Origin of the sequence: Streptomyces sp. NPDC004284, assembly GCF_042874035.1 — a bacterium.
Lineage (GTDB): Bacteria > Actinomycetota > Actinomycetes > Streptomycetales > Streptomycetaceae > Streptomyces.
The window spans coordinates 134,302-153,863 of record NZ_JBIAMJ010000006.1 but is presented as its reverse complement, the minus strand read 5'-3'; the positions used below and the strand labels follow the sequence as shown (position 1 = coordinate 153,863).

At 71.0% G+C, this 19,562-nt stretch carries 19 protein-coding genes; 17 read left to right on the top strand and 2 right to left on the bottom strand.

Features of this window, described 5'->3' with window-relative positions:
* Positions 1 to 44: 44 nt before the first annotated feature.
* The 13 genes from ACFYUS_RS17685 to ACFYUS_RS17625 all read left to right on the top strand — a co-directional run bounded on the left by ACFYUS_RS17685 (position 45) and on the right by ACFYUS_RS17625 (position 12,941).
* Positions 45 to 680: an N-acyl homoserine lactonase family protein gene (locus ACFYUS_RS17685; RefSeq protein WP_388852142.1), complete on the top strand. Its 636-nt coding sequence runs from the start codon at positions 45 to 47 to the stop codon at positions 678 to 680.
* Positions 681 to 691: 11 nt separating this feature from the next.
* The gene (locus ACFYUS_RS17680) at positions 692 to 1,234 is read left to right on the top strand and encodes a hypothetical protein (protein ID WP_388852139.1); all 543 of its coding nucleotides are present in this window, start codon (positions 692 to 694) and stop codon (positions 1,232 to 1,234) included.
* A gap of 115 nt (positions 1,235 to 1,349) precedes the next feature.
* Positions 1,350 to 2,264 (top strand): pyridoxal 5'-phosphate synthase lyase subunit PdxS, encoded by a 915-nt coding sequence (gene pdxS / locus ACFYUS_RS17675; RefSeq protein ID WP_184932491.1) that lies wholly within the window; start codon positions 1,350 to 1,352, stop codon positions 2,262 to 2,264.
* Positions 2,265 to 2,270: 6 nt separating this feature from the next.
* A complete protein-coding gene (gene pdxT, locus ACFYUS_RS17670) occupies positions 2,271 to 2,861 on the top strand; it encodes a pyridoxal 5'-phosphate synthase glutaminase subunit PdxT (protein WP_388852136.1) in 591 nt (196 codons plus the stop codon).
* Positions 2,862 to 2,924: 63 nt separating this feature from the next.
* Positions 2,925 to 3,677, top strand: coding sequence for a YebC/PmpR family DNA-binding transcriptional regulator (locus ACFYUS_RS17665; protein WP_189804417.1), 753 nt, complete (start codon positions 2,925 to 2,927; stop codon positions 3,675 to 3,677).
* A 121-nt stretch (positions 3,678 to 3,798) separates the two neighbouring features.
* Positions 3,799 to 4,365, top strand: coding sequence for a crossover junction endodeoxyribonuclease RuvC (gene ruvC, locus ACFYUS_RS17660; protein WP_388852133.1), 567 nt, complete (start codon positions 3,799 to 3,801; stop codon positions 4,363 to 4,365).
* Positions 4,362 to 4,994, top strand: coding sequence for a Holliday junction branch migration protein RuvA (ruvA, locus tag ACFYUS_RS17655; protein WP_388852130.1), 633 nt, complete (start codon positions 4,362 to 4,364; stop codon positions 4,992 to 4,994). The genes ruvC and ruvA overlap by 4 nt, the downstream gene beginning before the upstream one ends.
* A gap of 29 nt (positions 4,995 to 5,023) precedes the next feature.
* Positions 5,024 to 6,112, top strand: a complete 1,089-nt coding sequence (gene ruvB / locus ACFYUS_RS17650; RefSeq protein WP_388852127.1) for a Holliday junction branch migration DNA helicase RuvB — start codon at positions 5,024 to 5,026, stop codon at positions 6,110 to 6,112.
* A 165-nt stretch (positions 6,113 to 6,277) separates the two neighbouring features.
* The gene (gene yajC, locus ACFYUS_RS17645; protein WP_388852124.1) at positions 6,278 to 6,736 is read left to right on the top strand and encodes a preprotein translocase subunit YajC; all 459 of its coding nucleotides are present in this window, start codon (positions 6,278 to 6,280) and stop codon (positions 6,734 to 6,736) included.
* Positions 6,737 to 6,880: 144 nt separating this feature from the next.
* Positions 6,881 to 8,641, top strand: a complete 1,761-nt coding sequence (secD, locus tag ACFYUS_RS17640) for a protein translocase subunit SecD (protein ID WP_388852122.1) — start codon at positions 6,881 to 6,883, stop codon at positions 8,639 to 8,641.
* A gap of 1 nt (position 8,642) precedes the next feature.
* A complete protein-coding gene (gene secF, locus ACFYUS_RS17635; RefSeq protein WP_388852119.1) occupies positions 8,643 to 9,710 on the top strand; it encodes a protein translocase subunit SecF in 1,068 nt (355 codons plus the stop codon).
* Entirely contained in the window at positions 9,707 to 10,258 is a 552-nt protein-coding gene (locus ACFYUS_RS17630; protein ID WP_388852116.1) for an adenine phosphoribosyltransferase, read from the top strand. Before secF ends, ACFYUS_RS17630 begins: the two co-directional genes overlap by 4 nt.
* A gap of 226 nt (positions 10,259 to 10,484) precedes the next feature.
* Complete coding sequence (locus tag ACFYUS_RS17625) at positions 10,485 to 12,941, top strand: RelA/SpoT family protein (protein WP_388852113.1); 2,457 nt, start codon at positions 10,485 to 10,487, stop codon at positions 12,939 to 12,941.
* A gap of 63 nt (positions 12,942 to 13,004) precedes the next feature.
* Here ACFYUS_RS17625 and ACFYUS_RS17620 read toward each other — a convergent pair whose 3' ends face one another.
* Both ACFYUS_RS17620 and ACFYUS_RS17615 read right to left on the bottom strand, forming a co-directional pair.
* Entirely contained in the window at positions 13,005 to 14,234 is a 1,230-nt protein-coding gene (locus tag ACFYUS_RS17620) for a DUF349 domain-containing protein (RefSeq protein ID WP_388852110.1), read from the bottom strand.
* 201 nt (positions 14,235 to 14,435) lie between these two features.
* On the bottom strand, positions 14,436 to 15,230 hold the full coding sequence (locus ACFYUS_RS17615; protein ID WP_388852107.1) for a peptidylprolyl isomerase: 795 nt from the start codon (positions 15,228 to 15,230) through the stop codon (positions 14,436 to 14,438).
* A gap of 153 nt (positions 15,231 to 15,383) precedes the next feature.
* Here ACFYUS_RS17615 and ACFYUS_RS17610 point away from each other — a divergent pair, with 153 nt between their 5' ends.
* From ACFYUS_RS17610 to ACFYUS_RS17595, 4 genes are all read left to right on the top strand, one after another.
* Positions 15,384 to 16,091: an MBL fold metallo-hydrolase gene (locus tag ACFYUS_RS17610; RefSeq protein ID WP_093877069.1), complete on the top strand. Its 708-nt coding sequence runs from the start codon at positions 15,384 to 15,386 to the stop codon at positions 16,089 to 16,091.
* A gap of 8 nt (positions 16,092 to 16,099) precedes the next feature.
* Positions 16,100 to 17,362 (top strand): histidine--tRNA ligase, encoded by a 1,263-nt coding sequence (hisS, locus tag ACFYUS_RS17605; protein WP_388852103.1) that lies wholly within the window; start codon positions 16,100 to 16,102, stop codon positions 17,360 to 17,362.
* Positions 17,363 to 17,494: 132 nt separating this feature from the next.
* Positions 17,495 to 18,127, top strand: a complete 633-nt coding sequence (locus ACFYUS_RS17600; protein WP_388852100.1) for a vitamin K epoxide reductase family protein — start codon at positions 17,495 to 17,497, stop codon at positions 18,125 to 18,127.
* A gap of 42 nt (positions 18,128 to 18,169) precedes the next feature.
* Complete coding sequence (locus tag ACFYUS_RS17595; protein WP_388852097.1) at positions 18,170 to 19,522, top strand: replication-associated recombination protein A; 1,353 nt, start codon at positions 18,170 to 18,172, stop codon at positions 19,520 to 19,522.
* The last annotated feature ends 40 nt before the right edge of the window (positions 19,523 to 19,562 follow it).

Sequence of the window (19,562 nt, the reverse complement as noted above, 5' to 3'; positions counted from 1 at the left end):
CGGGACGATTGCCCGCGACGGCGGGGCGCGGGCAGGGTGACCGCATGGAATCGATCACCTGCTTGGACCTCGGGCACTTCACCCGTCCCGCCGACGAATGGGCCGGCCCCCACCCGCGCGTGGAGCCCGTTCTCGCCTATCTCGTGCGCCACGCGGGCGTGCGGCTGCTCTTCGACACCGGTATGGGGACGGGGTCCCCGGAGACCGACGCGCACTATCGGCCGGTCCGGCGCCCCCTGGGGGTCGGGCCCGGGGACGTCGACCTGGTGGTCAACTGTCACCTGCACTTCGACCACATCGGCGGCAACCAGGGATTCCCCACCACACCGGTCCTCGTCCAGCGCGAGGAGCTGGCCGAGGCGCGTGCCGGCGGGTACACGATCGACGGGCTGCTGCCCGGGGTCCGGTACGAGGAGCTCGACGGCGAGTACGAGATCGCGCCGGGGCTGAGGGTGGTGCCGACCCCCGGTCACACCGAGGGGCACCAGTCGCTCGTCCTCGACCACGGCGACCGGATCACGGTCCTGGCCGGGCAGGCGTACGACTTCGCGCACGAGTTCGGGACCCCGTACCTGCCCTGGCTCGACCGGCTCGGCGAGCTCGCCGACGGCCGTCCCGCGCGTGTCCTGTTCGCCCATGACCGTGACCTTTGGGAAGGTGTGCTGCCACCGCCCCGGTAGCCTGTGCGCCCGTGACCGAAACCCTGATCTGGACCGTCCTCGCGCTGATCTTCATCGGCGTCTACCTGAGCTGGACCGCCGGGCGGCTCGACCGGCTGCACACCCGCATCGACGCCGCCCGCGCCGCCCTGGACGCGCAGCTCCTGCGCCGGGCCTCGGTCACCCAGGAGCTCGCCACCTCCGGCGTCCTCGACCCGGCGGCCTCGATCGTGCTGTACGAGGCCGCGCACGCCGCCCGGCAGGCCGAGGAGGAGCAGCGGGAGGTCGCCGAGAGCGAGCTGAGCCAGGCGCTGCGGGCCGTCTTCGGCGAGCCCGAGCAGGTGGAGCTCGTACGGGCCGCGCCGGGCGGCGATGAGGCCGCGGGGGAGCTGGCGGCGGCCGTCCGCCGGGTGCCGATGGCCCGCCGCTTCCACAACGACGCCGTCCGGGCCGCCCGCGCCCTGCGGCGCCACCGCAAGGTCCGCTGGTTCAGGCTCGCAGGCCACGCCCCCTTCCCGCTGGCCTTCGAAATGGACGACGAGCCGCCTGTGGCCCTTGCTGATCGTCCGGCCTGACGCCCCGGAGCCTGGGAAAACGATCCACCGGGTCCACATTGGCCCTTGATGTGGACCGAGGGTGGCCTGTTTCCTCGTCTTGTCGTCAACCCCCGTTGTCACGAGTGAGGTATCCGTGTCCACCACGCCTTCCACCACCTTCCAGTCCCCCGAGACCGGCACCGCGCGCGTGAAGCGCGGCATGGCCGAGCAGCTCAAGGGCGGCGTGATCATGGACGTGGTCAACGCCGAGCAGGCGAAGATCGCCGAGGACGCCGGCGCCGTGGCCGTCATGGCCCTGGAGCGGGTCCCCGCGGACATCCGCAAGGACGGCGGCGTCGCCCGCATGTCCGACCCGAACATGATCGAAGAGATCATCGGCGCGGTCTCCATCCCGGTCATGGCCAAGTCCCGCATCGGTCACTTCGTCGAGGCCCAGGTCCTGCAGTCCCTCGGTGTCGACTACATCGACGAGTCCGAGGTCCTCACCCCGGCCGACGAGATCAACCACTCCGACAAGTGGGCCTTCACGACCCCCTTCGTCTGTGGCGCCACCAACCTGGGCGAGGCCCTGCGCCGCATCGCCGAGGGCGCGGCCATGATCCGCTCCAAGGGCGAGGCCGGCACCGGCAACGTCGTCGAGGCCGTCCGCCACCTGCGCCAGATCAAGAACGAGATCGCCAAGCTGCGCGGCTTCGACAACAACGAGCTGTTCGCCGCCGCCAAGGAGCTCCGCGCCCCGTACGAGCTCGTCAAGGAGGTCGCCGAGCTCGGCAAGCTGCCGGTCGTGCTGTTCTCCGCCGGTGGCGTCGCCACCCCCGCCGACGCCGCGCTCATGCGCCAGCTCGGCGCCGAGGGCGTCTTCGTCGGCTCCGGCATCTTCAAGTCGGGCGACCCGGCCAAGCGCGCCGCCGCCATCGTGAAGGCCACCACCTTCTACGACGACCCGAAGGTCATCGCGGACGCCTCCCGCAACCTGGGCGAGGCCATGGTCGGCATCAACTGCGACACCCTCCCCGAGTCCGAGCGCTACGCCAACCGGGGCTGGTAACCACCGATGAGCAGCACTCCCGTCATTGGTGTCCTGGCTCTCCAGGGCGACGTACGGGAGCACCTGATCGCCCTGGCCGCGGCTGACGCCGTGGCCAGGCCGGTCCGGCGCCCCGAAGAGCTCGCCGAGGTCGACGGCCTGGTCATCCCCGGTGGCGAGTCCACCACCATCTCCAAGCTGGCCGTCCTCTTCGGCCTGATGGAGCCCCTGCGCGAGCGCATCGCCGCCGGCATGCCCGTGTACGGCACCTGCGCCGGCCTGATCATGCTCGCCGACAAGATCCTCGACCCGCGCTCGGGCCAGGAGACCTTCGGCGGCATCGACATGATCGTCCGCCGCAACGCCTTCGGGCGGCAGAACGAGTCCTTCGAGGCCGGGGTGACCGTGACGGGGATCGACTCCCCCGTCGAGGGCGTCTTCATCCGCGCCCCGTGGGTGGAGTCCGTCGGCGCCCAGGTCGAGGTGCTCGCCGAGCACGACGGCCACATCGTCGCCGTCCGCCAGGGCAAGGCCCTCGCGACCTCCTTCCACCCCGAGCTCACCGGCGACCACCGCATCCACGAGCTGTTCGTGGACATGGTGCGCGCGGAACGGTGACGCGATCCCGGTAGGATCTCTGGGGTTCGTCCAAGAAGTTGGTTACGCGAAGGAGACAGGCAGATGTCCGGCCACTCTAAATGGGCTACGACGAAGCACAAGAAGGCCGTGATCGACGCCAAGCGCGGCAAACTCTTCGCGAAGCTGATCAAGAACATCGAGGTCGCGGCCCGCACCGGCGGTGCCGACCCCGAAGGCAACCCGACCCTCTACGACGCCATCCAGAAGGCGAAGAAGAGCTCGGTCCCGAACAAGAACATCGACTCCGCGGTGAAGCGCGGCGGCGGCCTCGAGGCCGGCGGCGTCGACTACGCCACGATCATGTACGAGGGCTACGGCCCGAACGGCGTCGCGGTGCTCATCGAGTGCCTCACCGACAACCGCAACCGTGCCGCCTCCGACGTGCGCGTCGCCATGACCCGCAACGGCGGCTCCATGGCGGACCCGGGCTCGGTCTCGTACCTGTTCAACCGCAAGGGCGTCGTCGTGCTCCCCAAGGGCGAGCTGTCCGAGGACGACGTCCTGGAGTCGGTGCTCGAAGCCGGCGCCGAGGAGGTCAACGACCTCGGTGAGTCCTTCGAGATCATCAGCGAGGCCACCGACCTGGTCGCGGTCCGTACCGCCCTCCAGGAGGCCGGCATCGACTACGACTCCGCGGAGTCCAGCTTCGTCCCGACCATGCAGGTCGAGCTCGACGAGGAGGGCGCGCGCAAGATGTTCAAGCTGATCGACGCCCTGGAGGACAGCGACGACGTGCAGAACGTCTTCGCCAACTTCGACGTCAGCGACGAGGTCATGGAGAAGGTCGACGCCTGATCGCGGTCTTCCCAGCAGCGGGCCGACGGGACACACCCCGTCGGCCCGCTGCGTTGTCAGTGGCAGCCGATAGCCTGCAGGAACAGACTTGCGATCGGCTGGCGATCAGGAAGGGGGCGCTGTGCGCGTACTCGGGGTGGACCCCGGACTGACCCGGTGCGGCGTCGGCGTCGTCGAGGGCGTCGCCGGCCGGCCCCTCACCATGCTCGGCGTCGGCGTCGTGCGCACCGCGGCGGACGACGACATCGGCGTGCGCCTGGTCGGCATCGAGCGCGGCATAGAGGAGTGGCTCGACCGCTTCTCGCCCGAACTCGTCGCCGTGGAGCGGGTGTTCAGCCAGCACAACGTGCGTACGGTGATGGGCACGGCCCAGGCCAGCGCCGTCGCCATGCTCTGCGCCTCCCGGCGCGGCATCCCCGTCGCCCTGCACACCCCCAGCGAGGTCAAGGCCGCCGTCACCGGCAGCGGCCGCGCCGACAAGGCCCAGGTCGGGGCCATGGTGACCCGGCTCCTGAGGCTCTCCGCCCCGCCCAGGCCGGCCGACGCCGCCGACGCCCTCGCCCTCGCCATCTGCCACATCTGGCGGGCCCCCGCCCAGAACCGTCTGCAACAGGCGGTCGCCGCCCAGAACCGCCTCCAGCAGGCGGCCGCCCAGCACGCCTCCGCAGTGAAAGGCCGTACCCGATGATCGCCTTCGTGAGCGGCCCGGTCGCCGCCCTCGCCCCCACGACCGCCGTCATCGAGGTCGGGGGAGTGGGCATGGCCGTCCACTGCACCCCGAACACCATCGCCGGCCTGCGCCTCGGTGAGCACGCCCGGCTCGCCACCTCCCTCGTCGTCCGCGAGGACTCCCTCACCCTGTACGGCTTCGCCGACGACGACGAGCGGCAGGTCTTCGAGCTCCTCCAGACCGCCAGCGGCGTCGGCCCCCGCCTCGCCCAGGCCATGCTCGGGGTGCACAGCCCCGACGCGCTGCGCCTCGCCGTCTCCACCGGCGACGAGAAGGCGCTCACCGCCGTCCCCGGCATCGGCAAGAAGGGCGCCCAGAAACTCCTCCTCGAACTGAAGGACAAGCTCGGCGCCCCGCTCGGCAGCAGCGGCCTCGTCGGCGCCCAGCGCGCCGCGGCCGCCGGCCCCGCGCCGTGGACCGAGCAGCTGTCCGCCGCCCTGATCGGCCTCGGCTACGCGAGCCGCGAGGCCGAGGAGGCCGTCGCCGCCGTCACCCCGCAGGCCGATGCCGCGATCGCCGAGACCGGCACCGCGCCCGTGCCGCAGCTGCTCCGCGCCGCCCTGCAGACCCTCAACCGGGCCCGCTGACCTCCCGTACGAAGAGGAAGACCATCACCGTGAACTGGGACGACGACAGCATCGTCGAGGCCGCCGAGACCGACGCGCGGATCGTCGGAGCCTCCGCCGAGGGCGACGACCAGGCCGTCGAGGCGGCCCTGCGCCCCAAGGACCTCAGCGAGTTCGTCGGCCAGGAGAAGGTCCGCCAGCAGCTCGACCTCGTCCTCAAGGCCGCCCGCCAGCGCGGCGCCACCGCCGACCACGTGCTGCTCTCCGGCGCCCCCGGCCTCGGCAAGACCACCCTCTCGATGATCATCGCCGCCGAGATGAACGCGCCGATCCGCATCACCTCCGGCCCCGCCATCCAGCACGCCGGCGACCTCGCCGCGATCCTCTCCTCCCTCCAGGAGGGCGAGATCCTCTTCCTCGACGAGATCCACCGCATGTCCCGGCCCGCCGAGGAGATGCTCTACATGGCGATGGAGGACTTCCGCGTCGACGTCATCGTCGGCAAGGGCCCCGGCGCCACCGCCATCCCGCTGGAGCTCCCGCCCTTCACCCTGGTCGGCGCCACCACCCGGGCCGGACTCCTGCCGCCCCCGCTGCGCGACCGCTTCGGCTTCACCGCCCACATGGAGTTCTACGACCCGAGCGAGCTCCAGCGCGTGATCCACCGCTCCGCCGGACTCCTCGACGTCGAGATCGACCCCCACGGCGCCGCCGAGATCGCCGGCCGCTCCCGCGGCACGCCCCGCATCGCCAACCGCCTGCTGCGCCGGGTCCGCGACTACGCCCAGGTCAAGGCCGACGGAGTGATCACCCGGGAGGTCTCCGAAGCGGCCCTCAGCGTGTACGAGGTGGACAGCCGCGGCCTCGACCGGCTCGACCGCGCCGTCCTGGAGGCCCTGCTCAAGCTCTTCGGCGGCGGACCGGTCGGTCTGTCCACCCTCGCGGTCGCCGTCGGGGAGGAGCGCGAGACCGTCGAGGAGGTCGCCGAACCCTTCCTCGTACGCGAAGGTCTGCTGGCCCGCACACCCCGTGGCCGGGTCGCCACTCCGGCGGCATGGAACCACCTCGGACTCGTTCCGCCGCAGGCAGCGGGCCCGGCGGCGACACCAAGCGGACAACAGGGGCTCTTCGGGGCGTGACGGTGTCGACACTCGCCCGGACCGGAACCAGGGTGCGATGCTGGACGTTGTTCCATCGATGCGGACTCGCCTAGACTCCGCCGTTGCCGCCCTTTCCGGTCGGCGCGCCCACCCCCGAAGATCAGGCCGCGGGTTCTCCGCGACCGTGCGAAGGAAACCCGTCCCGTGAACATCGTGACCCTCCTCCCCTTCATCGTCCTTATCGGGGCCATGTTCCTGATGACCCGCTCTGCCAAGAAGAAGCAGCAGGCGGCGGCGCAGATGCGCGACGAGATGCAGCCCGGCACCGGTGTCCGGACGATCGGGGGGATGTACGCCACCGTCAAGGAGATCGGCGACGAGACCGTTCTCCTGGAGGTCGCGCCGGGCGTGCACGCGGTCTACGCCAAGAACGCGATCGGCGCGGTCCTGGACGACGCCGAGTACAACCGGATCGTCCACGGCGACGACGAGGAGTCGGACACCGACACCGTCGTCCCGGACGACGCCTCCTCGCTGACCGAGGCCACGGACGCGGAGACCGTCGAGGACGCGCCGAAGGCCGACCTGACGAAGAAGTCGGACGCGGCCGAGGCCGAGGGTCAGAAGGACGGCAAGGCCGACGGCGAGACCGACGCGAAGTAGTCGCGGCCGGGGACAGCGCGCACGCCCACCGGCGCGCGCGCTCCCCGGAACGGTTCCACGTCTGCGGGGGCAGGTCCCCACACACACTTCGTGGCCGTCCCGCGCATACCCGGCGTGAGGCGGTTGGACAGGGAGATACGACAGGTGGCAGCACCGAAGAAGGGCCGAAGGCCGGCGGGGGGACAGAGCCGTCCGGGCCGCGCCCTGGCAATCATTCTGATCGCCATGGTCGCGCTCACCGGCGGGATGTTCTGGTCGGGGCACACCACCCCGCGCCTCGGCATCGACCTCGCCGGCGGCACGTCGATCACGCTCAAGGCGAAGGCCGAGCCCGGCCAGGAGTCGGCGGTCAACGAGACCAACATGAACACGGCGGTCGGCATCATCGAGCGCCGTGTCAACGGTCTGGGTGTCTCCGAGGCCGAGGTCCAGACGCAGGGCGCCGAGAACATCATCGTCAACATCCCTCGCGGGACGAACGAGAAGCAGGCCCGCGAGCAGGTCGGCACCACCGCCCAGCTCTACTTCCGGCCCGTTCTCGCCGTCGCGGCCGCCCAGCCGCAGACGGCGCCGAGCGCCACGCCCTCCGGCACGGCCTCGCCGAAGCCCTCCGCCTCGGCCTCCTCCGGCACGACGGCCGGTGAGAAGTCGGCGACCCCGACGGCCACCGGCTCCCCGCAGGGCCGTGCGCTCACCGAGGCCCTCAAGGCCCCGAGCCCGACGGCCACCGCGAGCGCCTCGTCCTCCGCGAAGCCGAAGGCCACCGGGACGCCGCAGGCGACCCCGAAGCCCGACCCCGCCACCGCGGCGCTCCAGCAGAAGTTCGCCACCCTGAACTGCCTCGACCCCAAGGCGCGCACCGCCGCCGGCCAGGGCGTCAAGTCGACCGAGCCCACCGTGGCCTGCGGCAAGAACGGCATCGGCCAGTGGGAGAAGTACCTCCTCGGCCCGGCCGAGGTGGACGGCAAGGACGTCGACAACGCCAAGGCCGGCCTGGACCAGCGCACCGGCCAGTGGATCGTGGACATGGAGTTCACGGACGCCGGCTCGAAGAAGTTCCAGTCGATCACCAGCAAGCTGTCGCAGCAGACCGAGCCGCAGAACCAGTTCGCGATCGTCCTGGACGGCGAGGTCGTCTCCGCGCCCCGCGTCCAGACCACGCTGAGCGCCAGCGCCCAGATCTCCGGCAGCTTCAACCAGCAGTCCGCCCAGGACCTCGGCAACATCCTGTCCTACGGCGCCCTGCCGCTCGCCTTCCAGACCCAGAGCGTCGACACCGTCACCGCCGCGCTCGGCGGTGACCAGCTGCAGGCGGGTCTCATCGCCGGCGCCATCGGCCTCGCCCTGGTCATCATCTACCTGGTCGCCTACTACCGCGGCCTGTCGCTGATCGCCATCCTCAGCCTCGGCGTCTCGGCGCTCCTCACCTATGTGCTCATGGCCCTGCTCGGCCCGGCCATCGGCTTCGCGCTGAACCTGCCGGCCGTCTGCGGCGCCATCGTCGCCATCGGCATCACCGCGGACTCGTTCATCGTCTACTTCGAGCGCATCCGCGACGAGCTCCGCGAGGGCCGCACGCTCCGCCCGGCCGTCGAGCGCGCCTGGCCGCGCGCCCGCCGCACGATCCTGGTCTCCGACTTCGTGTCGTTCCTGGCCGCGGCCGTGCTGTTCATCGTCACCGTCGGCAAGGTCCAGGGCTTCGCGTTCACGCTCGGCCTGACCACCCTGCTCGACATCGTCGTGGTGTTCCTCTTCACCAAGCCGGTCATGACGCTGCTCGCCCGGACCAAGTTCTTCGGCAACGGCCACAAGTGGTCCGGCCTGGACCCGAAGCGGCTCGGCGCGAAGCCGCCGCTGCGCCGCACCCGCCGTGCCCACGCCCCCGTCGACGCGAAGGAGGCGTGAGATGTCGAAGCTCGGCGATCTCGGCGCCCGGCTCCACCGCGGTGAGGTCGGTTACGACTTCATCGGCAACCGCAAGATCTGGTATGGCCTGTCCATCCTGATCACCATCACCGCCATCGTCGCCCTGGCCGTCCGCGGCCTCAACATGGGCATCGAGTTCCAGGGCGGCGCCGTCTTCACCACCCCGAAGTCGGACGTCTCCGTCAGCCAGGCCCAGGAGTACGCGGAAGAGGCCTCCGGCCACGACGCGATCGTCCAGAAGCTCGGCAACGGCTCCCTGCGCATCCAGGTCGGCGGTCTCGACACCGACAAGTCCGACCAGGTCCGCGCGGAGCTCTCGAAGGACCTGAACGTCCCCGAGGCCAAGATCGCGGCCGAGCTCGTCGGCCCCAGCTGGGGCGAGCAGATCGCCACCAAGGCCTGGACCGGCCTCGGGGTCTTCATGATCCTCGTGGTGATCTACCTGGCCATCGCCTTCGAGTGGAGGATGGCGATCGCGGCACTCGTCGCCCTCATCCACGACCTCACGATCACGGTGGGCATCTACTCCCTGGTCGGCTTCGAGGTCACCGTCGGTACGGTCATCGGTCTGCTGACGATCCTCGGCTACTCGCTGTACGACACCGTCGTCGTCTTCGACTCCCTCAAGGAGCAGACGAAGGACATCACGAAGCAGACCCGCTACACCTACAGCGAGCTCGCCAACCGCTCGATCAACGGCACCCTGGTCCGTTCGATCAACACCACCGTCGTCGCGCTGCTGCCGGTCGCCGGCCTGCTCTTCATCGGTGGCGGCGTCCTCGGCGCCGGCATGCTCAACGACATCTCGCTGTCGCTGTTCGTGGGCCTCGCCGCCGGTGCGTACTCCTCGATCTTCATCGCCACCCCGCTCGTGGCGGACCTCAAGGAGCGCGAGCCGTCGATCAAGGCCCTCCGGAAGCGCATCCTGGCCAAGCGCGCCGGCGCCGCGGCCAAGGGCGAGTCGGCGGACGACCTGGCCTTCGAGGCCGAGACGGCCGTCGTCGGCCCCCGCACGGGCCGCCGCGGCACCCAGGAGCGCCACGGATGACCGCGGAGGCCCAGGGCGTCACCGAGCTCCTGCTCAGCCGCATCCGTGACGTCCCCGACTACCCGAAGCCGGGCGTGCTGTTCAAGGACATCACGCCGCTGCTCGCGGACCCGGACGCGTTCACGGCGCTCACCGACTCCCTCGCCGCGCTGTGCTCCGCGCACGGCGCGACGAAGATCGTCGGCCTGGAGGCCCGCGGCTTCATCCTGGCCGCCCCGGTGGCCGTCCGCGCGGGCCTGGGCTTCATCCCGGTCCGCAAGGCCGGCAAGCTCCCCGGGGCGACGCTCCGCCAGGCGTACGAGCTGGAGTACGGCACCGCCGAGATCGAGGTGCACGCCGAGGACCTGGCCGCGGGCGACCGCGTCATGGTCATCGACGACGTCCTCGCCACCGGCGGCACGGCCGAGGCCTCCATCGAGCTCATCCGCCGCGCGGGCGCCGAGGTCGCGGGTGTCGCCGTCCTCATGGAGCTCGGCTTCCTCCCGGGCCGCGCCCGGCTGGAGCCGGCCCTCGGCGGCGCGCCCCTCACGGCGCTGATCACGGTCTGACATCGGGGTCCACCCCGATCGGGGCGCTCCGGGGAATCCCCGGAGCGCCCTTCGGCGTTCTCAGGAACGTCCTCCGGTCGCAGGGCGCTGCCCCTTCGGGAGCCGTCCGAAACCCGGGCGCGTGAGCAGAGCCACTCTTGGCTCGATACCATGGCCTTTCCGGGCCTGACCGGGGGACCCGGAACCTCCCCCAGACTCCGTCCGGGGGGACCCCAGAGGAGCGCTCTTGCCCGACGAGGCCCAGTCACTCTCCGCCGCGCAGCCCGACCCGAAGGCCGAAAAGGCCGCGCCGGGGACCGGCACGCCCCAGAACAAGCCAGCGGAGACCAGGCCCGCGCCTGCTGCGCCCGCCCCCGCCGCCCCCGAGCGGCCCGCGCCCGCCCGCTCCGGCGGCTCGTCGAACCGCGTCCGCGCCCGCCTCGCCCGGCTCGGCGTCCAGCGCTCCTCCCCGTACAACCCGGTCCTCGAACCGCTGCTGCGGATCGTCCGCTCCAACGACCCCAAGATCGAGACGGCGACGCTCCGCCAGATCGAGCGGGCCTACCAGGTCGCCGAGCGCTGGCACCGCGGCCAGAAGCGCAAGAGCGGCGACCCGTACATCACCCACCCGCTCGCCGTCACCACCATCCTCGCCGAGCTCGGCATGGACCCGGCGACCCTGATGGCCGGACTGCTCCACGACACCGTGGAGGACACCGAGTACGGCCTGGAGGACCTGCGCCGCGACTTCGGCGACCAGGTCACCCTGCTCGTCGACGGCGTCACCAAGCTCGACAAGGTCAGGTTCGGCGAGGCCGCGCAGGCCGAGACCGTCCGCAAGATGGTCGTCGCCATGGCCAAGGACCCGCGCGTCCTGGTCATCAAGCTCGCCGACCGCCTGCACAACATGCGCACCATGCGCTACCTCAAGCGGGAGAAGCAGGAGAAGAAGGCCCGCGAGACGCTCGAGATCTACGCGCCCCTGGCCCACCGCCTGGGCATGAACACCATCAAGTGGGAGCTGGAGGACCTCGCCTTCGCGATCCTCTACCCCAAGATGTACGACGAGATCGTCCGGCTCGTCGCCGAGCGCGCCCCCAAGCGCGACGAGTACCTCGCCATAGTGACCGACGAGGTCCAGGCCGACCTGCGCGCCGCCCGCATCAAGGCCACCGTCACCGGCCGCCCCAAGCACTACTACAGCGTCTACCAGAAGATGATCGTCCGCGGCCGTGACTTCGCGGAGATCTACGACCTGGTCGGCATCCGCGTCCTCGTGGACACCGTCCGCGACTGCTACGCGGCCCTCGGCACCGTCCACGCGCGATGGAACCCGGTCCCCGGCCGGTTCAAGGACTACATCGCGATGCCGAAGTTCAACATGTACCAGTCGCTGCACACGACGGTCATCGGACCCAACGGCAAGCCCGTCGAGCTCCAGATCCGGACCTTCGACATGCACCGGCGCGCCGAGTACGGCATCGCCGCGCACTGGAAGTACAAGCAGGAGGCCGTCGCAGGCGCCTCCAAGGTCCGCGCCGACGTGCCGAAGAAGGCCGGCAAGGACGACCACCTCAACGACATGGCGTGGCTGCGCCAGCTCCTCGACTGGCAGAAGGAGACCGAGGACCCCAGCGAGTTCCTGGAGTCCCTGCGCTTCGACCTCTCCCGCAACGAGGTCTTCGTCTTCACGCCGAAGGGCGACGTCATCGCGCTGCCCGCCGGCGCCACCCCCGTCGACTTCTCGTACGCGGTCCACACCGAGGTCGGCCACCGCACGATAGGGGCGCGGGTCAACGGGCGGCTCGTGCCGCTCGAATCGACCCTCGACAACGGCGACCTGGTCGAGGTCTTCACCTCCAAGGCCGCCGGCGCCGGCCCGTCCCGCGACTGGCTGGGCTTCGTCAAGTCGCCCCGCGCCCGCAACAAGATCCGCGCCTGGTTCTCCAAGGAGCGCCGCGACGAGGCCATCGAGCAGGGCAAGGACGCCATCGCGCGGGCCATGCGCAAGCAGAACCTGCCGATCCAGCGGATCCTGACCGGCGACTCCCTCGTCACCCTCGCCCACGAGATGCGCTACACCGACATCTCCTCGCTGTACGCGGCGATCGGCGAGGGCCACGTCACGGCCCAGTCCATCGTGCAGAAGCTGGTCCAGGCCCTCGGCGGCGAGGAGGCCGCCGTCGCCGACATCGAAGAGGTCGCCCCGCCGGCCCGCGGCCGCTCCAAGCGCCGCTCCAGCGCCGACCCCGGTGTCGTCGTCAAGGGCGTCGAGGACGTCTGGGTGAAGCTGGCCCGCTGCTGCACGCCCGTGCCCGGCGACCCGATCATCGGATTCGTCACCCGGGGCAGCGGCGTATCGGTCCACCGCAACGACTGCGTCAACGTGGAGTCGCTGTCCCGCGAGCCGGAGCGGATCCTGGAGGTCGAGTGGGCCCCGACCCAGTCCTCGGTCTTCCTCGTCGCCATCCAGGTCGAGGCCCTGGACCGCTCCCGGCTCCTCTCCGACGTCACCCGGGTCCTCTCGGACCAGCACGTCAACATCCTCTCGGCGGCCGTCCAGACCTCCCGCGACCGGGTGGCCACCTCCCGCTTCACCTTCGAGATGGGCGACCCGAAGCACCTGGGCCACGTCCTCAAGGCCGTACGGGGTGTGGAGGGCGTCTACGACGTCTACCGCGTGACCAGCGCCCGGCGCCCGTAGCCGGTACGTACGAGGAAGGCCCCCGGCGCGATGCCGGGGGCCTTCCTCGTACGCGACGGAGCGTCAGCCGCCGAACTCCTCCAGGCCCTTCAGGGCCTGGTCGAGCAGGGCCTGACGGCCCTCCAGCTCACGCGCCAGCTTGTCGGCCTTGGCGTCGTTGCCGGCGGCACGGGCCGCGTCGATCTGCTTGCGCAGCTTCTCCACGGCGTCCTGGAGCTGACCGGTCAGACCCGCGGCACGCGCGCGCGCCTCCGGGTTCGTCCGGCGCCACTCGGCCTCCTCGGCCTCCTGGATCGCCCGCTCCACCGTGTGCATCCGGCCCTCGACCTTGGGACGGGCGTCACGCGGGACGTGGCCGATGGCCTCCCAGCGCTCGTTGAGGGAACGGAAGGCCGCGCGCGCCGCCTTCAGGTCCGTCACCGGCACCAGCTTCTCGGCCTCGGTGGCGAGCTCCTCCTTCAGCTTGAGGTTCTCGGTCTGCTCCGCGTCCCGCTCGGCGAAGACCTCGCCGCGCGCCGCGAAGAAGACGTCCTGGGCGCCGCGGAAGCGGTTCCACAGGTCGTCCTCGTGCTCGCGCTGGGCGCGGCCGGCCGCCTTCCACTCCGCCATCAGCTCGCGGTAGCGGGCCGCCGTGTTGCCCCAGTCGGTGGAGTTCGACAGCGACTCCGCCTCGGCGACCAGACGCTCCTTCGCCTTGCGGGCGTCCTCGCGCTGGGCGTCGAGCGAGGCGAAGTGCGCCTTCCGGCGCTTCGAGAACGCCGAGCGGGCGTGCGAGAAGCGGTGCCACAGCTCGTCGTCGGACTTGCGGTCGAGCCGGGGGAGGCCCTTCCAGGTGTCCACGAGCGCCCGCAGCCGCTCGCCCGCGGAGCGCCACTGCTCGCTCTGGGCCAGCTCCTCGGCCTCGGTGACGAGCGCCTCCTTGGCGGAGCGCGCCTCGTCGGTCTGCTTGGCCTTCTGGGCCTTGCGCTCCTCACGGCGCGAGTCGACCGTCTCGACGAGCTTGTCCAGACGGGTCGCGAGCGCCGCCAGGTCGCCGACGGCGTGGTGCTCCTCGACCTGCTGCCGGATGTGCTCGATCGCCGCGGTGGCGTCCTTCGCCGAGAGGTCGGTGGTCCTCACCCGCTTCTCGAGGAGGCCGATCTCGACAACCAAGCCCTCGTACTTGCGCTCGAAGTAGGCCAGGGCCTCCTCAGGGGTGCCGGCCTGCCACGATCCGACGACCTTCTCGCCCTCGGCCGTCCGCACGTACACGGTGCCCGTCTCGTCGACGCGGCCCCACGGGTCGCTGCTCACAGCGCCTCCTCACCATGATGCCGTCGCGGGGTCGTACCCCCCGGGCATCGTCCACAGTTTCCCGGCGGGCCTCGCCCGCCATCTCAGCGCGGCCGACGGCCCACGCTGCACAACGCCAATCTAGGCGAACCGCGCCCCGGCTGTCCGCACTCAGCGCGACCGAGATTCGACGGTCACGCGCGGGTGCGGACGGAAGCGGGCTCACTTCTCGGTGACGGTCGCCTTCTCGATGGTGACGTGCGTCTTCGGAGCGCCGTCCGTGGCGCCGCCCTCGACACCGGCCTTCGCCACGTCCTGGACCACCTTGAGGCCGGCCGCGTCGATCTTCCCGAAGGGGGTGTAGCTCGGCGGCAGCTTCGTGTCCTTGTAGACGAGGAAGAACTGCGAGCCGCCGGTGCCCGGCTGCCCGGTGTTCGCCATGGCGACGGTGCCGGCGGGGAAGGTCACCGCGCCGTCCGCGCCCGCCTTGCCGAGGGCGCCCAGGTTCTCGTCGGGGATCGTGTAGCCGGGGCCGCCGGTGCCGTCGCCCTTGGGGTCGCCGCACTGGAGCACGTAGATGCCCTGGGTCGTGAGGCGGTGGCACTTGGTCCCGTCGAAGTACTTCTTGTCGGCGAGGTGCTTGAAGGAGTTCACCGTGTGCGGGGTCTTCGCCGCGTCCATGGTGACCGTGATCTCGCCCTCGTTCGTCTTGAGGGCCATGGCGTACGTCGCCTTCTGGTCCACGGTCAGCTTCGGCTCCGGGCTCGCCGACTCGCTCTGCGTGGGCGCCGGGGTGGTGGGCGTGTCGCTCGCCGCGGCGTCCGAGGCCTTCGAGGAGTCGCCGGTCAGCGCCACGGAGGCGTACACCGCGCCGCCCGCGGCGAGCACCACCGCGAGGGAGGCCGCGATGACGGTGTTGCGGCGCTTCGCCTTGCGCCGGTTCTCCTCCCGACGCTGCTGCTGTCGCGCGTACTTCTCCCTGGCAAGCTGCCGCCGCCGCTGATCGCTGGTGACCACCGGGTCCGCTCCTGTCGCTCGTCTGTTCCTGTCCTGGCCGGATGTGCCCGTACCGTATACGGGTTGGCTGTGGAACCGGCACCGCCGGTAGGCTCTGATCTGCCGCATTCCGTGATTTCCGCGCCACCGGGCCGGACGACCCTAAGGACGAACGTGCTGATTGCCGGGTTCCCCGCCGGGGCCTGGGGGACCAACTGCTATCTGGTCGCCCCCGCCGCAGGCGAGGAGTGCGTGATCATCGACCCGGGCCACCAGGCCGCCCAGGGGGTCGAGGAGACGCTGAAGAAGCATCGGCTCAAGCCCGTCGCCGTCGTCCTCACCCATGGACACATCGACCACGTCGCCTCCGTCGTTCCGGTGTGCGGCGCCCATGACGTCCCCGCGTGGATCCACCCGTCCGACCGCTACATGATGAGCGACCCGGAGAAGGCCCTCGGCCGCTCCATCGGGATGCCCCTCATGGGCGAGCTGACCGTGGGAGAGCCCGACGACGTGCGCGAGCTCACCGACGGTGCCCGGCTGAAGCTCGCCGGTCTGGAGTTCTCCGTCGCCCACGCGCCCGGTCATACCAAGGGGTCGGTGACCTTCCGGATGCCCGAGACCACGGAGATCCCCTCCGTGTTCTTCTCCGGGGATCTGCTGTTCGCCGGCTCCATCGGACGCACCGACCTTCCCGGCGGTGACATGGACGAGATGCTCGCGTCGCTGGCCCGCGTGTGCCTGCCGCTCGACAACTCGACCGTGGTCCTGTCGGGACACGGTCCCCAGACGACCATCGGCCAGGAGCGCGCCACGAACCCCTATCTGCGGGACGTGGCCGCCGGCCTCGGGAGCACGGACGCTCCCCGACGAGGAATGTGACGACTTTCGTGAGCACCTTCAAGGCCCCCAAGGGCACGTACGACCTGATCCCGCCCTACTCCGCCAAGTACCTGGCGGTCCGCGAGGCGATCTCCGGACCGCTGCGGAAGTCGGGCTACGGCTACGTCGAGACCCCCGGCTTCGAGGACGTGAACCTCTTCGCCCGCGGCGTCGGCGAGTCCACCGACATCGTCAGCAAGGAGATGTACGCCTTCGAGACCAAGGGCGGCGACAAGCTCGCCCTGCGTCCCGAGGGCACCGCCTCCGTGCTGCGCGCCGCCCTGGAGGCGAACCTCCACAAGCAGGGCAACCTGCCGGTCAAGCTCTGGTACTCCGGCTCGTACTACCGCTACGAGCGCCCGCAGAAGGGCCGCTACAGGCACTTCTCCCAGGTCGGCGCCGAGGCGATCGGTGCCGAGGACCCGGCGCTCGACGCCGAGCTGATCATCCTGGCCGACGAGGCGTACCGCTCGCTGGGCCTGCGGAACTTCCGCATCCTGCTGAACTCGCTCGGCGACAAGGAGTGCCGCCCCGTCTACCGGGAGGCCCTCCAGAACTTCCTGCGCGGCCTCGACCTCGACGAGGAGACCCTGCGCCGCGCCGAGATCAACCCGCTGCGCGTCCTCGACGACAAGCGGGCCGACGTCCAGAAGCAGCTGGTCGACGCGCCGCTCCTGCGCGACTACCTGTGCGACGCGTGCAAGGCGTACCACGAGGAGGTGCGCGCCCTGATCACCGCGGCGGGCGTCGTCTTCGAGGACGACCCGAAGCTGGTCCGCGGCCTGGACTACTACACCCGCACCACCTTCGAGTTCGTCCACGACGGTCTCGGCTCGCAGTCGGCGGTCGGCGGCGGCGGCCGCTACGACGGCCTCTCCGAGATGATCGGCGGCCCCGCGCTGCCGTCGGTGGGCTGGGCGCTCGGCGTGGACCGCACGGTCCTCGCCCTGGAGGCGGAGGGCGTCGAGCTCGACATCCCCGCCGCCACCAGCGTCTTCGCCGTCGCCATCGGCGAGGAGGCCCGCCGCCTCCTCTTCGGCAAGGTCACCGAGCTCCGCAGGGCCGGCGTCGCCGCCGACTTCTCCTTCGGCGGCAAGGGCCTCAAGGGCGCCATGAAGGACGCCAACCGCTCGGGCGCCCGCCTCGCCGTCGTCGCCGGTGAGCGCGACCTCGCCGAGGGCGTCGTCCAGCTCAAGGACATGGAGTCCGGCGAGCAGCAGGCCGTCGCCGTCGACGACCTCGTGGAGGCGGTGCGGGCCAAGCTGGCCTGATCCGACGTGAGGAAGGGCCCGGACCGCACCCTGGTCCGGGCCCTTCCTTATCCCGGGCGAACGGCCGGACGACAGATCGGTGTTGCAGAATGACCGTGCCCACAAGGCCGGTCGAGCGAGGGAGAAGGTGGCATGGCGAAGGCAGCGGTGGACGAGGTCGGCTCCGGCCGGGACAGCGGGTCCGGCGGCACGATCGGGGCGAGCCGGGCCTTCTCCTGGCTCCTCGTGATCACCGGAGCGGCCGGACTGCTCGCCGCCTGGGTCATCACCATCGACAAGTTCAAGCTCCTCGAGGACCCCAACTTCACCCCGGGCTGCAGCCTCAACCCGATCGTCTCCTGCGGCAACATCATGAAGAGCGAGCAGGCCTCGGTCTTCGGCTTCCCGAACCCGATGCTCGGCCTCGTCACGTACGGCATGGTGATCGCGATCGGCGTGGGCCTGCTCGCCGGGGCCCGCTACCGCCGCTGGTACTGGCTCGGCCTCAACGCCGGCACCCTCTTCGGCGTCGGCTTCTGCACCTGGCTCATGTACCAGTCCCTGTACGTGATCGGCTCGCTCTGCCTGTGGTGCTGCCTCGCCTGGGTCGCCACCATCGTCATGTTCTGGTACGTGACCTCGCACAACGTCCGCCTCGGCGTGATCCCCGCCCCCGGCGGCCTGAAGACCTTCTTCGACGAGTTCACCTGGATCCTGCCCGTCCTGCACATCGGGATCATCGGCATGCTGATCCTGACCCGCTGGTGGGACTTCTGGACCGGCTGACGGAGGCCGGGCTGTCGGTGCGGTGACCTAGGCTTCATCACTGTGGAGCCCGACCTCTTTACCGCAGCAGCCGAAGACCGCCAGGAGAAGGACCCGGCCAGCAGTCCGCTGGCCGTCCGGATGCGCCCCCGCACCCTCGACGAGGTGGTGGGACAGCAGCACCTGCTCAAGCCCGGCTCGCCGCTGCGCCGACTCGTCGGGGACGGGGACGGCGGCCCCGCCGGCGCCTCCTCGGTGATCCTCTGGGGCCCGCCGGGCATCGGGAAGACGACCCTGGCGTACGTGGTCTCGAAGGCCACGAACAAGCGCTTCGTGGAACTGTCCGCGATCACCGCCGGGGTCAAGGAGGTCCGGGCCGTCATCGACGGCGCCCGGCGCGCGGTCGGCGGCTTCGGCAAGGAGACCGTCCTCTTCCTCGACGAGATCCACCGCTTCTCCAAGGCCCAGCAGGACTCGCTCCTGCCGGCCGTCGAGAACCGCTGGGTGACGCTGATCGCCGCCACCACCGAGAACCCCTACTTCTCCGTCATCTCCCCGCTCCTCTCCCGCTCCCTGCTCCTCACCCTGGAGCCGCTCACCGACGAGGACCTCAAGGGCCTGATGGCCCGCGCGCTCACCGGCGAGCGGGGACTCGGCGGGGCCGTGACCCTGCCGGAGGACGCCGAGGCGCACCTCCTGCGCGTCGCCGGCGGCGACGCCCGGCGTGCCCTGACCGCCCTGGAGGCCGCGGCGGGCGCGGCGATCGCCAAGGGCGAGCCGGAGATCACCCTCCAGACCGTCGAGGAGACCGTCGACCGCGCGGCCGTGAAGTACGACCGGGACGGCGACCAGCACTACGACGTGGCCAGCGCGCTCATCAAGTCGATCCGCGGCTCGGACGTGGACGCGGCCCTGCACTACCTGGCGCGGATGATCGAGGCGGGGGAGGACCCCCGCTTCATCGCCCGCCGCCTGATGATCTCCGCCAGCGAGGACATCGGCCTCGCCGATCCGGGCGCCCTGCCGATCGCCGTCGCCGCCGCCCAGGCCGTCGCCATGATCGGCTTCCCCGAGGCGGCCCTCACCCTGAGCCACGCCACCATCGCCCTGGCCCTCGCCCCGAAGTCGAACTCCGCGACGACCGCGATCGGCGCGGCCCTCGCCGACGTGCGCAACGGCCTCGCGGGCTCGGTCCCGCCGCACCTGCGCGACGGCCACTACAAGGGCGCGGCGAAGCTCGGCCACGCCCAGGGGTACGTGTATCCCCACGACGTCCCGGGCGGCATCGCGGCCCAGCAGTACGCCCCGGACACGATCCACGGCCGCCGGTACTACGAACCCACGCGCTACGGGGCGGAGGCGAGGTACGCGGACGTGGTGGAGCGCGTACGGGAGCGGCTGAAGGGCGACGGCTGACGGACCCCGGGCGAGCGCGCCCCCCGGAGCCGGTACACTG